This window comes from Flavobacterium sp. (genome assembly GCF_043780635.1).
Lineage (GTDB): Bacteria > Bacteroidota > Bacteroidia > Flavobacteriales > Flavobacteriaceae > Flavobacterium.
The window spans coordinates 24681-38066 of record NZ_JAYWCK010000031.1; the positions used below are offsets into that span (position 1 = coordinate 24681).

Here is a 13386-nt window from a genome sequence, read left to right on the forward strand (position 1 = left end):
CATAAAAATGGAAGTTGTAAAACCTTATATCCCTGTAAACAAAGTACGAATTGTAACCGCCGCATCACTCTTTGATGGTCACGATGCAGCCATCAATATAATGCGGAGAATCATTCAGTCAACCGGAGTTGAGGTCATCCATTTAGGCCACGACCGTAGCGTGGAAGAAGTGGTAAATACTGCTATTCAAGAAGACGCAAATGCTATTGCAATGACTTCTTATCAAGGAGGGCACAATGAATATTTTAAATATATGCGTGATTTGCTTTGCGAAAAAGGAGCATCTCACATCAAGATTTTTGGAGGTGGAGGCGGAGTAATTCTACCTTCTGAAATTGCTGATTTACAAGCATACGGAATTACCAGAATTTATTCGCCTGACGATGGTCGATCGATGGGTTTGCAAGGAATGATTAATGATTTGGTACAACAATCGGATTATCCGATTGGCGATAAATTAAATGATGAAATCAATCATCTTAAAGAGAAAAATCCAACAGCGATTGCCCGCATTATATCTTCGGCAGAGAACTTCCCCGAAGTTGCCGCTGCTACCTTAGATAAAATCCATAAAATAAATACCGATTGCAAAACGCCTGTTCTAGGTATTACCGGAACGGGTGGTGCGGGAAAATCATCTTTGGTAGACGAATTAGTGCGTCGTTTTTTAATCGATTTCCCAGAAAAAACTATTGGAATTATTTCTGTTGATCCATCCAAACGAAAAACAGGCGGAGCATTGCTTGGCGATAGAATTCGGATGAATGCCATCAATAATCCCAGAGTGTATATGCGTTCTTTGGCCACAAGGCAATCCAACTTGGCTTTGTCAAAATACGTTGCCGAAGCGATCCAAGTCATCAAAGCAGCCAAATATGACCTAATTATTCTTGAAACTTCGGGAATTGGACAATCGGATACTGAAATCACGGATCATTCTGATGTTTCTCTATATGTAATGACGCCCGAATTTGGCGCCGCAACCCAATTGGAAAAAATCGATATGCTTGATTTTGCTGATTTGGTAGCGATAAATAAATTCGACAAGCGCGGTTCTTTGGATGCTTTGCGTGATGTGAAAAAGCAATACCAACGCAACCATAATCTTTGGGATACGGATTTAGATAAATTACCCATTTTTGGAACCATCGCTTCCCAGTTCAATGACCCGGGAATGAATACCTTGTACAAAGCGATAATGGATAAAATTCACGAGAAAACAAATTCCGATTTGAAGTCGACTTTTGAAATCTCACACGAAATGAGCGAAAAAATCTTCGTCATTCCGCCACACAGAACCCGTTATTTATCCGAAATCGCCGAGAATAACCGAAAATATGATGCTACGGCTGTAAGCCAAGAACAGGTTGCTCAGAAATTATACAGCATTTTCAAAACGATTGAATCCGTTTCGGGAAAAATCCCTGAAATTAATAAAATAGGTATTAGCGAGGATTCCGTTTTGCCTACAGCTTTGGAATTGGAGAAACCAACTATTGCCGAAAATAAAATTTTCCTTAATTTATTGTTGAATCAATTCGACAAGGTGAAAATGGATTTGGATTCCTACAATTGGGAAATCATCCTGAATTGGAAGGAGAAAGTAAATACATACAAAGAGCAATTTTATACCTTTAAAGTTCGAAATAAAGAAATCAAGATTGAAACCCATACCGAATCGCTTTCGCATTCCCAGATTCCAAAAATTGCCTTGCCGAAGTATCAAGCCTGGGGAGATCTATTAAAATGGAATTTACAGGAAAATGTTCCCGGAGAGTTTCCTTTTACCGCCGGATTGTATCCTTTCAAGCGTGAAGGCGAAGATCCATCACGTATGTTTGCTGGTGAAGGCGGACCGGAACGAACCAATAAACGCTTTCATTATGTGAGTGCAGGTTTGCCTGCCAAAAGACTTTCTACTGCTTTTGACAGTGTGACTTTATACGGAAATGATCCACACATTCGACCTGATATTTACGGGAAAATTGGTAATGCCGGAGTTTCTATTTGTTGTCTCGATGATGCCAAAAAATTATATTCCGGTTTCGATTTGGTCGATGCCATGACTTCGGTGAGTATGACCATTAACGGGCCTGCGCCAATGATGTTGGGATTTTTTATGAATGCTGCCATTGATCAACGATGTGAAATTTACATCAAGGCAAATCATCTGGAAGATGAGGTTGAAGAAACAATTAAATCCATTTACAAGAAGAAAGGAACAGAGCGTCCGCAGTATCAAGGTGATTTACCGAAAGGGAATAATGGATTGGGATTAATGCTTTTGGGCGTGACCGGAGACGAAGTTTTACCTTTGGATGTTTATAACGAAATAAAAGCAAAAACACTTTCAAAAGTTCGAGGAACGGTTCAGGCGGATATTCTCAAAGAAGATCAGGCACAAAACACTTGTATTTTCTCGACAGAATTTGCTTTGCGATTAATGGGTGACGTTCAGGAATATTTCATCACGAAAAAGGTGCAAAACTTTTATTCCGTTTCCATTTCTGGTTATCATATCGCCGAGGCAGGAGCAAACCCCATTTCGCAATTGGCCTTTACACTTTCTAATGGATTCACTTATGTGGAATATTATTTGAGTCGTGGAATGAAAATCAATGATTTTGGACCTAATTTATCGTTCTTTTTCTCCAACGGAATTGATCCGGAATATGCTGTAATTGGGCGTGTAGCACGAAAAATTTGGGCGAAAGCCATGAAAAATAAATATGGTGCCGATGAAAGAGCGCAAATGTTGAAATACCACATCCAAACATCAGGTCGTTCGCTTCACGCACAGGAAATTGATTTTAATGATATTCGCACCACTTTGCAGGCTTTGTATGCTATTTATGACAACTGTAATTCCTTGCATACCAATGCTTATGATGAAGCGATTACAACACCTACAGAGGAAAGTGTGCGTCGAGCAATGGCCATCCAGTTGATTATTAATAAAGAATTAGGATTGACCAAAAACGAAAACCCCATTCAGGGATCCTTTATTATCGAAGAATTAACCGACTTAGTAGAAGAAGCTGTTTTGCTGGAATTTGACCGAATTACAGAACGTGGCGGAGTGTTGGGTGCTATGGAAACTATGTATCAAAGAAGCAAAATTCAGGAGGAAAGTTTGTATTATGAAACCTTGAAACATACAGGTGAATTCCCGATTATTGGAGTAAATACGTTTTTGAGTTCCAAAGGTTCACCAACTATTATTCCGGCCGAAGTGATTCGTGCCACCGAAGAAGAAAAAAGGTACCAAATCACGATGTTGGCTAATTTGCACCAATCCAATCCCGATAAAGTAATCGAGCATTTGAATACTTTACAAGAAGCTGCCATAAAAAACGAAAACTTATTCGAACATTTAATGGAAGCCACTAAAGTTTGTTCTTTGGGACAAATCACAGCTGCCTTATTTGAAGTTGGCGGTCAGTATAGGAGGAATATGTAGTTTTTTCAAAACCGTCAACTACTGATACTTACTAACCCCTATGTTTACTGACTTTGTGTGTAGTTTGTGATTTACTGTAATTGTCTATATTTGCATTTGGTTGACTAATGGTTGACTAAATGCTTTTTTATTTATACATTTGTTTTGTTCTTAAGAAAAAAAGATATGGCTACTGTAAAATACCTCCTGCAAAGCAAGAATGATAATTCAAATATATATGTTCGATATTCTATTGATCGAAAAACAAGTCCAAAACGTAAAACGGGTTTTGTAATTAATCCGAAAGATTGGAGTTTAGACAAAGGACTACCTAAACAAAATGGTGAAGACTTAAAAGGCTTAAAATCTAAGTTAGATAAATTAGCTGTTTTTATAAATGATGCCTATAATATTGGCATAGGTAAGGGAATTGAATTTGATGGTGATTGGCTGCAATATCAAATTGATTTATTCAACAACAAAATAAAACTTGTTGACTTAGATATACTAACCAATTCTATTGATGCTTATATTGATAACAGGGGGAATTTAACAAGAGGTTCTATTAAAAACTTAGACAATCTTAAAACGTTTGTAATTGGCTATGAAAAAGATGCTTTAAAAGGAAAGCAAATACTTATTAGGAATATTGATTTAAATTTTATTGATGTTTTTAAAAAGTATCATATAAGTAAAGGTCGTTCTGTAAATTATATTGGAACTTACATTTCTTTATTGCGTTCAGTAGTTAACGCAGCATCATTAAATGGTATTCCAATTCATCCTCAGTTTAAGCAAATTAAAGCAATTAAAGAACACAAAGATCCTGATGAAATTATAATTTTAACTGAAGCAGAACAAGTGCTTATTAAAAACGCAACTTTGGTTCGAGAAGCCCATTTTAATGCCAGAAAATGGCTTTTACTAGGTTGTTTAATAGGTCAGCGAGCAAGCGATTTGTTATACATAACTGATGCAAATGTAAAGGCTATAAACAATATGAAAATAATTGAATTGAAGCAACAGAAAACAGGAAAACTTGTTGCAATTCCATTATTGCCTGAAGCGCTTGAAATTGTGGAAAATGGATTGCCAAAGAAAATCAGTTTGGAACATTTTAATCGATATAGCAAAGAAATTTGTAAAATTGCTAAAATTGATACAATTGTTAAGGGCAAGATGCGTAAAGATGAAAAAAGAACTTTGACTGCTGGGAATTATAAAAAATGGCAAGTTATAAGTTCTCACGTTTGTCGTAGAAGTTTTGCTACTAACTTTTACGGAAGTTATCCAACCTCGATGTTAATGACTGTAACTGGTCACGCAACTGAAACAATGTTTTTAAAATATATTGGGAAAACAACCTATGATAATGCTTATCAAATGTTAGAATATTTTAATAAACTGCAACCCGTTGTAGTTAAATCAGAAGAAGAAAAATAATTAGATAATAGTTTATAAGTTAATTACAATGAATTACGGAAAAATATACGAAGAGCAGTATTCAAAATATTACGCTAAAATAGAATTTTTAATAAAAAAATTTTTAAAAAACCGCAGATCTCAAAAGCGTGTATTTGAAAATTCCATTAATGAAGTAACCCATTATTTGAGTGCAAATTTTAAAAATAAACACAACTTGTATAACAATAATGATTTAGAAAATTCAAATAGGATTTTTAATAATCGATACAGTATTTATTTCGCTGATGCAACAGCGGAAATTTTAGAAAATGAAATAAAATCTGAATTTGATAAAATTAAAATAGCAGAACTTCCAGCAAATTATAATTATGAAAAATTCATTAAAGAAATAGCATTAATTGAAGCAGCAAAGGAAATTTCAAGATTGCTTTCGGTTAATTTGAGGCTTTTAAAAATGTTTTATGAAGGGAATAAATTTGAAGAGTTTGAAATCAGGGAGCAAGGAAATTTATCCTTGGAGGATTATCCAATTTTTAAAAAATTGCATCGGGAATTATATCCTGAATATTACGCTCCAAAATTAGAAAAAGAAGAGGGGGAATTTAGCATTGCAAGAGCTACAGAAAACAATTATTTAGGACAACCAACGAATGATGCAGCAAACGAGCTATTTGAGTATTTTATACAATATTACAGACCTGAAGACAAATCGAGTATAAAATTTATAAATATACTCCACTACCTAAAAAATGATGCAAATAAGGATTTATATATTTTCAAAGTAAAGCAAGCTGAATTTAAAAAAATTATACAGGCAAAAATTGGAATTGAAATAAAAAAGTTTGCAAAATCAGAACGATATTTTGAAGCCGAAAAACCTATTTTGAACTCACTTGAACGCAGCTTTAAAAAGGATAAGGGTTGAAATAATTAAATATACCATAAATACCATTTTTATACCATAAAAATACCATTTAAACCCATTGTAAACGCCATAAGCAACTGAATATCATTGTAATTCAATTTAAATGAATTAACATGAACACAGAAATTTTCTTAAATGGTATAACTGTAGAACAGTTAGCCAAAGCCCTCTCTCCTTTATTAAATCTTCAGCAAGGAGGACAATCACAATTGTCAAATGAAATACTTACGATCGACGAAGTATGTACCCTTTTATCTTGTAAAAGGAGTTCTGTTTATCAGTATTCGAAAAGCGGTAAACTTAAAAAGTATGGCTTGGGTAATCGGGCTTATTACAAACGGGATGAAGTTATAAATGCATTAAAACCAATAAATCATTAACAGTTATGAATGCCAGCACACCTGTTAATAGTTTAGACGGTCAAAGCATTGCTACTGCTTTGAAGAATGAGCAAAAAACACCAAATGCTATGAGGAAATGCAACAAGCTACCTCATAGCAAAAGCGTGGTCAAAAAAACACTTATCGAAAACATTGAAAAGTGTACGAAAGAACTTGTAGTTTCAGAAAATTCAAAAAGCAATATTTTAACTGGACTGCTAAATAGCATAAACCCAATCGACTTTGAATTCTTAGCTTTTCCAGATGCGGAAAAAGACGGAAAGGAGATTGCTAGACTAGCAGCTATAATTTTTGATAAAAATGGAGATGCTAGACCAGAATGCAAAGATGAACTCAAACGGCATAATTCTTTAAAAAGCAAGTTATATAAAAACAAACTCACAAAAAATCATTATTTGATAATTTGTATTGAGCAATTAATGAAGATTGCGACGGAAAATAATTGGGGATTATGTAAAAAGAACGGCTATATTTATTTGTATAATGGCAGTTATTGGGAAGAGATTGATAAAGAACGTTTTCAATTTTTTCTTGGTGATGTGGCTATGAAAATGGATGTTGAAAAATTCAGAGGAAAGGTTTACACTTTCAAGGAAGATTTGTTCAAGCAGTTCCTTTCTGATGCTTATTTACCCGTACCTGATACTAAAAAAGACAGTATTATGATCAATCTTCAAAACGGTACTTTCGATATTAGCTCAACAAAACAAGTGTTAAGGAATTTTGATTCAAATGATTTTTTGACTCATCAATTGCCGTTTGAGTACAACCCAAAAGCCACTGCTCCAATGTTTCAAAAATATTTAGACGAGGTTTTACCTGATAAGGAAAAGCAAAGAGCACTAGCAGAGTTTTGCGGATATATTTTTATAAATTCAAGTCATCTAAAACTTGAAAAAATGTTAATCCTTTATGGTACTGGTGCAAATGGGAAGAGTGTTTTCTTTGAAATTATAAATGCCTTGTTGGGATCTGAAAATATTAGTAATTATTCGCTACAGAGCCTTACAGACGATAAAGGATATTCTAGAGCTAAAATAGGAAACAAGCTGGTAAACTATGCAAGTGAGATTAATGGTAAACTTGAAACAGATGTTTTTAAGCAAATGGCATCGGGAGAACCTATTGAAGCTCGTTTGCCATATGGAGAACCTTTTATACTCAACAATTATTCAAAACTGGTCTTTAATTGCAATGAGTTACCCAAAGATGTTGAACATACGAACGCTTATTTCCGTCGGTTTATGATTATTGAATTTGACCAAACTATACCTGAAGAAAGACAAGATAAACAGTTGCCTAACAAAATAATTGAAAATGAATTGGCTGGTGTTTTTAATTGGATTTTGTCTGGTTTGGATAGAGTTTTAGAGAACAAAGGCTTTAGTAAATGTGATGCTGTGGATAATGCTAGAATCAATTACCAAAAACAAAGTGATAGTGTTTTGCTGTTCATAGAAGAACACGGTTATAAAGTATCACCTACGGAGCGGATTTTAATTTCTGATCTATATCCACTGTATAAAACTTTTTGTATGGATGACGGATATAAAGCATTGGGTAAAAAGAATTTTATTCAAAGACTGAATCATTTTAGAATGTATGTACAGCGCATAACTATTGGAAACGTAGTTTATTTAACCAACGACTAACCCTTTTTTGTTAAAATAAAATGTTTTGTTTTGCTGTCACAATTTACATTTTTTGCATTGATACCAGATGATGATAATCAGTAGCGTTTTTATTAAAAAATGTATAATGTGAAGAATATGTAGATCAAACAAAACATTTTATTTTAATGATTTTAATATCACTAAATGAAATTTCCCAATAAACTAGACACTAGCAGTAAAAAATTCGTATGCCCAAACTGTAATAAAAAAACTTTTGTTCGATACCTTGAAGTTGAAACACTCAATTATTTGGCTGCGGAATATGGGCGTTGTGATCGTGAAAGTGAATGTTCATATCATAAAAGTCCGCTAATAGGTAAAATAGGCTATTCTATACCTTTTTTGTCTCTAAAGAGTATAAGCGATAAAGCCTATAAATTGACAGCTGAAAACGGCACTATTCATATTGTGCCAAAAACTGTAATAATGGAACAGAATGAAAATAGCTGTTTCATTGCGGAATGGTTTTTAAAAAACAGTAAACTTTCCTATTTGACCAGCGAATGTAAAATTTTCGAAAAAGACGGAAAAGTAAATGTGTTTGTTCCAGCTGAACAAAAACCCAAAGTAATTCCTGATTACCATAGCATTGATTTATTAGATAAATTGTATTGTAACGATTCAAATACAGATAATTTTACAGAGTTCTTAAAGACAAAATTCACCGACAAAGAGGTTTTTAAAATGAAGCAGGATTATTTCATTTCTGCTACAAATATTCCTTGGGATAATTCGACGGTGTTTTGGCGTATTGATAATAACGAAACCATTTGTTGTGGTAAAATTATGCAATATGACAAGTATACAGGCAGGCGAATCAAACAGCCTAACAATAGAACTACTTGGATACATAAATACTATGAGCCACCTAGTTTTAAATTAAGTCATTGTTTGTTTGGTTTACACTTAATTGCTGAAGATTATTCAAAAATAATTGCGATCACAGAGAGTGAAAAAACCGCAGTCATAATGAGCCAGTTTATTCCTGATTACATTTGGTTGGCGACAGGGGGGAAGGGAAATTTAAAATTAGAATTATTGCAGCCGATTAAAAATCGAAAAATTGTTTTATTTCCTGATAAGTCAGAATATAATGATTGGTTAAACAAGGCGACTGCACTTAATGCGAAAGGCTATAAAATTTCGGTGAGTGATATTCTTGAAAATACTGATTATCCCAATGGATTTGATTTGGCAGATTTGTATTTGAGTTTGGAGAATGAATAATTTAAATATTTTTTTGCAAAACCAATCTAGTGTTTCATAAAAAACAATACTTAAAATTTGTTTTTGCAAAAAATGTCCAACCACTGCAAAAAAAGCTAAACCCACTGCAAAAAAACGTCCAACACGTGCAAAAAACATCAAAAACCACTGCAAAAAAATCCCAGACCATTGCAAAAAAATGTCCAACCATTGCAAAAGAATCCTAGACCATTGCAAAAAAATGTCAAACCCACTGCAAAAAAATGTCCAACCACTGCAAAAAAATTCCAGACCGTTGCAACGCCTATTTTGATTAGCTTAAATACTAGCAAAAAACCTTGTTTTTAAACCTAAAATCTATGAAATGCTTTTATATTACCATTGGAATGAGCGTTGCAATGGGATACTAAATTTTTTTCAACGCCTATTTTGATTAATATTAATACAAGCAAAAAAACTTGTTTATAAACATAAAATCTACCAAAAATTTATATAGCACGATTGAAATACCGTTGCAAAAAATCGTCAAACACATTGCAAAAAAATGTCAAAAACTTTTGCAAAAAAAGCAAAACTTTTTGCAAAAAAAGCAAAAATCCACTACAATACCATTACGAACCGTAGTGATACCATCAAAATTTCTAGCTTGTCAATATAAAATCTACAAAACACTTTTGCATCCCAATGATGGTAAAAGTTAGTATCAATTTGCATAATAATAAAAATAATCCCCTCTTTACGGTTTTCCTCATTCTGTATGAAATTATTTTCAATACCTTAGCGGAAAGAAATAACATAACCATTTATAATGTCAGAAGAGCAGAAAAAGCAGTTGGAGCAACAACTTTGGAATATTGCCAATACCCTTCGTGGGAAAATGAACGCAGACGAGTTTCGGGATTACATATTAGGATTTATTTTCTTCAAGTATTTGGCTGAAAAAATGGAGCTTTATGCTAATTCCATTTTAAAGGAAGATGGTTTACAGTTTAGAAATATTGATGATAGTACACCTGAAGGAGCGGAATACATTGCTGCCATTAGAGAAGAATCATTAGACAAATTAGGGTATTTCCTAAAACCAAACGAACTTTTTAGTGAAATTGCCAAACGTGGAAACAGCGATGTGGAAGGCATTAGTAATTTTATCATTGAAGACCTTCAAAAAATCCTTATCAATATCCAGTTAAGTACAATGGGTACGGATAGCGAAGATGATTTTGACAATCTTTTTGAGGATATGGATTTGAACAGTACCAAACTTGGGAAGACTCCCGAAGCTAGAAACGACATCATAGCAAAAGTTCTATCGCATTTAGATAAAATTGATTTTAAATTAGAAGATAGCAAGGTGGATGTTTTGGGCGATGCCTACGAATACCTCATTGGACAGTTTGCTAGTGGCGCAGGAAAAAAAGCAGGCGAGTTTTATACACCACAGGAAGTAAGCAAAATATTAGCCAAAATAGTTACCACAGGAAAAAGTAAACTGAAATCAGTTTATGATCCTACTTGTGGTTCTGGTTCGTTGTTGTTGCGTGTTGCCAAAGAAGTAAGCGAAGTTTCTAACTTTTACGGACAGGAAATGAACCGTACTACGTATAACTTAGCTCGAATGAATATGATTTTGCACGATGTGCATTACCGCAAGTTCGATATTAAGCAGGAAGACACGCTGGAACACCCGCAACATTTAGACAAACAATTTGAAGCTATTGTTGCCAATCCTCCTTTCTCGGCAAATTGGTCTGCAAATCCTTTGTTTACAAGTGATGATCGTTTTTCTCAATACGGAAAACTAGCCCCAAGCTCTAAAGCTGATTTTGCCTTTGTTCAACATATGATTCACCATTTGGCTGAAAACGGTACGATGGCATTAGTCTTGCCACACGGTGCTCTGTTTCGTGGTGGAGCAGAACAACACATTCGTAAATACTTGATTGAGGATCGCAATTATCTGGATGCCGTGATTGGTTTGCCTGCCAATATCTTTTACGGCACAAGCATTCCTACCTGTATTATGGTGTATAAAAAATGCCGTGAAAACCCCGAAGATGTTTTATTTATAGATGCTAGCCAGCATTTTGAAAAGGTAAAAACCCAAAACATTTTACGTGAAGAACACATTGACAAAATCATTGAAACCTACCGCAACCGTTTAGAAGAAGACAAATACAGCAAGCGAGCCACATTGGCTGAAATTGCCACCAACGATTACAACCTGAACATTCCTCGTTATGTAGATACGTTTGAAGCTGAAGAAAGTATTGATATTGACGCTATTGCCACGGATATAAAAGATTTGGATGTACAAATGGCTGAAACTGACAAAATCCTTGCTGATTTTTGCAAACAATTAAACATTGTAACCCCTTTTTAAGATGGAAAAACAAGACATTATTATTTACAATACCGTTGACGGCAAATCTTCGGTAGCACTTTTTACCAGAGATGGCGATGCTTGGATGAACCAAAATCAATTGGCAGAACTTTTTGACACCTCTAAACAAAACATTAGTTTACATATCCAAAAAATACTTAAAGAGAAAGAGTTAGAGGAGAATTCAGTTGTCAAGGATTACTTGACAACTGCTTCGGATGGTAAAAATTACACCGTTACTTTCTATTCCCTAGCAATGATTTTAGCTATAGGATTTAGGGTTCGAAGCACAAGAGGTACACAGTTCCGTCAATGGGCAAACCAAAACCTACAAGAATATATGATTAAGGGTTTTGTGATGGACGACGAACGCCTTAAAAACCCTAACGGAAGAATAGATCATTTTGATGAATTACTTGCCAGAATACGTGACATACGAGCCTCTGAAAAAAGGTTTTATCAAAAAGTACGGGATCTATTTTCGTTGAGTAGTGATTATGACAAAACCGATAAGGCAACCCAAATGTTCTTTGCCGAAACACAAAATAAAATCCTGTATGCCATTACAGGAAAAACGGCTGCTGAAATAGTGGTTTCTCGTGCCAATCCAAACGACCCTAATATGGCACTTACTACTTGGAAAGGTGCGGTTGTGCGAAAACAAGATATTTATATTGCCAAAAATTATCTGACAAGCGATGAAATTGACACCTTAAACCGCTTTGTGGTTGTGTTTCTGGAAACTGCCGAACTAAGAGCCAAAAACAGACAAGACATCACGATGAATTTCTGGAAAACCAATGTAAACCGTATTATAGAATTTAACGATAAAAAAGTGTTAAACCACCCAGGCAAAGTAAGCCACTTACAAATGGAGAAAAAAGCAGATTCCATTTACGAAAAGTTTAATACGAAAAGAAAACAACTGGAAGCCCAAAAAGCAGATGAACAAGATATGGAAGAGTTAAAGCAATTAGAAAACAAATTAAAAAACAAATCCAACTAATGCCTACAGCAAACAATAACACACCTGCTTTGCGTTTTCCTGAATTTAATGGAAATTGGAAAATGAAAAAATTGGGGGAAGTGGCGGAAATTGGCAGAGGAAAATCAAAACATAGACCAAGGGATGCAGAATTTTTATATGGTGGAAAATATCCATTTATACAAACAGGAGACATAAGAAAAGCAGTATTATACCTGACTAGCTTTACTCAAACATATTCAGAAGCAGGTTTAAAACAAAGTAAACTTTGGGATGAAAATACTTTGTGCATTACAATTGCTGCAAATATTGCTGAAACTGCAATATTAAAAATAAAGGCTTGTTTTCCCGATAGTATAATTGGTTTGATTCCAAAAGAAAATGAAACGACTGTTTTGTTCGTGAAACATTTATTTGACAAATTTAAGATTCAAATTCAGAGCTTATCTCAAGGAGCTGCACAAGATAATTTGAATCAAGAAAAACTATCAAAAATTGAGTTTATATTCCCAAACCTCCTAGAACAACAAAAAATCACCACATTTCTCACCGCAGTGGATGAAAAATTGCAAGCCTTAAAGCAAAAGAAAAACCTTATACAGCAATATAAAAAAGGCGTGATGCAACAAATATTTTCGCAGGAATTACGGTTCAAAGACGATAATGGGAATGATTTTGTGGATTGGGAGGAGAAAAAGTTGGGGGAAGTTTGCGAAGTCAAAAAAGGGAAACAGTTGAATAAAGAAGAACTTACCGAAATAGGCGAATATCCTTGCATAAATGGAGGAATTAACCTTTCAGGATATACAGATAAGTTTAATACTTTAGAAAACAAAATAACTATTAGTGAAGGACAGGGCAAACGCATCATAATTTGATTAGATATTCGAGATAATCGTTATCCCAGCCGGCTTTCTTCCTTTTTCCTTTAATACCAACATTCGTTGTTTTA

Annotated in this window: 9 protein-coding genes; all 9 read left to right on the forward strand. The window is 34.3% G+C overall.

Annotated elements, in window-relative coordinates:
• Positions 1–7: 7 nt before the first annotated feature.
• The 9 genes from ACH2BV_RS02810 to ACH2BV_RS02850 all read left to right on the forward strand — a co-directional run bounded on the left by ACH2BV_RS02810 (position 8) and on the right by ACH2BV_RS02850 (position 13312).
• A complete protein-coding gene (locus ACH2BV_RS02810; protein WP_395049148.1) occupies positions 8–3460 on the forward strand; it encodes a methylmalonyl-CoA mutase family protein in 3453 nt (1150 codons plus the stop codon).
• Between the two features lie 165 nt (positions 3461–3625).
• Positions 3626–4882 carry a tyrosine-type recombinase/integrase gene (locus tag ACH2BV_RS02815; protein WP_395049149.1) on the forward strand — a complete coding sequence of 419 codons (1257 nt, stop codon included), beginning with the start codon at positions 3626–3628 and terminating at the stop codon, positions 4880–4882.
• Between the two features lie 28 nt (positions 4883–4910).
• Positions 4911–5789, forward strand: coding sequence for a hypothetical protein (locus ACH2BV_RS02820; RefSeq protein ID WP_395049150.1), 879 nt, complete (start codon positions 4911–4913; stop codon positions 5787–5789).
• Positions 5790–5902: 113 nt separating this feature from the next.
• Entirely contained in the window at positions 5903–6169 is a 267-nt protein-coding gene (locus ACH2BV_RS02825; RefSeq protein ID WP_395049152.1) for a helix-turn-helix domain-containing protein, read from the forward strand.
• Between the two features lie 5 nt (positions 6170–6174).
• On the forward strand, positions 6175–7842 hold the full coding sequence (locus ACH2BV_RS02830) for a phage/plasmid primase, P4 family (RefSeq protein WP_395049153.1): 1668 nt from the start codon (positions 6175–6177) through the stop codon (positions 7840–7842).
• A 165-nt stretch (positions 7843–8007) separates the two neighbouring features.
• Positions 8008–9090 carry a DUF6371 domain-containing protein gene (locus ACH2BV_RS02835; RefSeq protein ID WP_395049154.1) on the forward strand — a complete coding sequence of 361 codons (1083 nt, stop codon included), beginning with the start codon at positions 8008–8010 and terminating at the stop codon, positions 9088–9090.
• A 787-nt stretch (positions 9091–9877) separates the two neighbouring features.
• Positions 9878–11449, forward strand: a complete 1572-nt coding sequence (locus ACH2BV_RS02840) for a type I restriction-modification system subunit M (protein ID WP_395049155.1) — start codon at positions 9878–9880, stop codon at positions 11447–11449.
• A 1-nt stretch (position 11450) separates the two neighbouring features.
• A complete protein-coding gene (locus ACH2BV_RS02845) occupies positions 11451–12455 on the forward strand; it encodes a virulence RhuM family protein (protein WP_395049156.1) in 1005 nt (334 codons plus the stop codon).
• Positions 12455–13312, forward strand: coding sequence for a restriction endonuclease subunit S (locus tag ACH2BV_RS02850; protein WP_395049158.1), 858 nt, complete (start codon positions 12455–12457; stop codon positions 13310–13312). Before ACH2BV_RS02845 ends, ACH2BV_RS02850 begins: the two co-directional genes overlap by 1 nt.
• The last annotated feature ends 74 nt before the right edge of the window (positions 13313–13386 follow it).

Excerpts from the sequence above, each read along its gene's own strand:
- ACH2BV_RS02810 (WP_395049148.1), top strand. The coding sequence starts at position 8 with ATGGAAGTTGTAAAACCTTATATCCCTGTAAACAAAGTACGAATTGTA.
- ACH2BV_RS02815 (WP_395049149.1), top strand. The coding sequence starts at position 3,626 with ATGGCTACTGTAAAATACCTCCTGCAAAGCAAGAATGATAATTCAAAT.
- ACH2BV_RS02820 (WP_395049150.1), top strand. The coding sequence starts at position 4,911 with ATGAATTACGGAAAAATATACGAAGAGCAGTATTCAAAATATTACGCT.
- ACH2BV_RS02825 (WP_395049152.1), top strand. The coding sequence starts at position 5,903 with ATGAACACAGAAATTTTCTTAAATGGTATAACTGTAGAACAGTTAGCC.
- ACH2BV_RS02830 (WP_395049153.1), top strand. The coding sequence starts at position 6,175 with ATGAATGCCAGCACACCTGTTAATAGTTTAGACGGTCAAAGCATTGCT.
- ACH2BV_RS02835 (WP_395049154.1), top strand. The coding sequence starts at position 8,008 with ATGAAATTTCCCAATAAACTAGACACTAGCAGTAAAAAATTCGTATGC.
- ACH2BV_RS02840 (WP_395049155.1), top strand. The coding sequence starts at position 9,878 with ATGTCAGAAGAGCAGAAAAAGCAGTTGGAGCAACAACTTTGGAATATT.
- ACH2BV_RS02845 (WP_395049156.1), top strand. The coding sequence starts at position 11,451 with ATGGAAAAACAAGACATTATTATTTACAATACCGTTGACGGCAAATCT.
- ACH2BV_RS02850 (WP_395049158.1), top strand. The coding sequence starts at position 12,455 with ATGCCTACAGCAAACAATAACACACCTGCTTTGCGTTTTCCTGAATTT.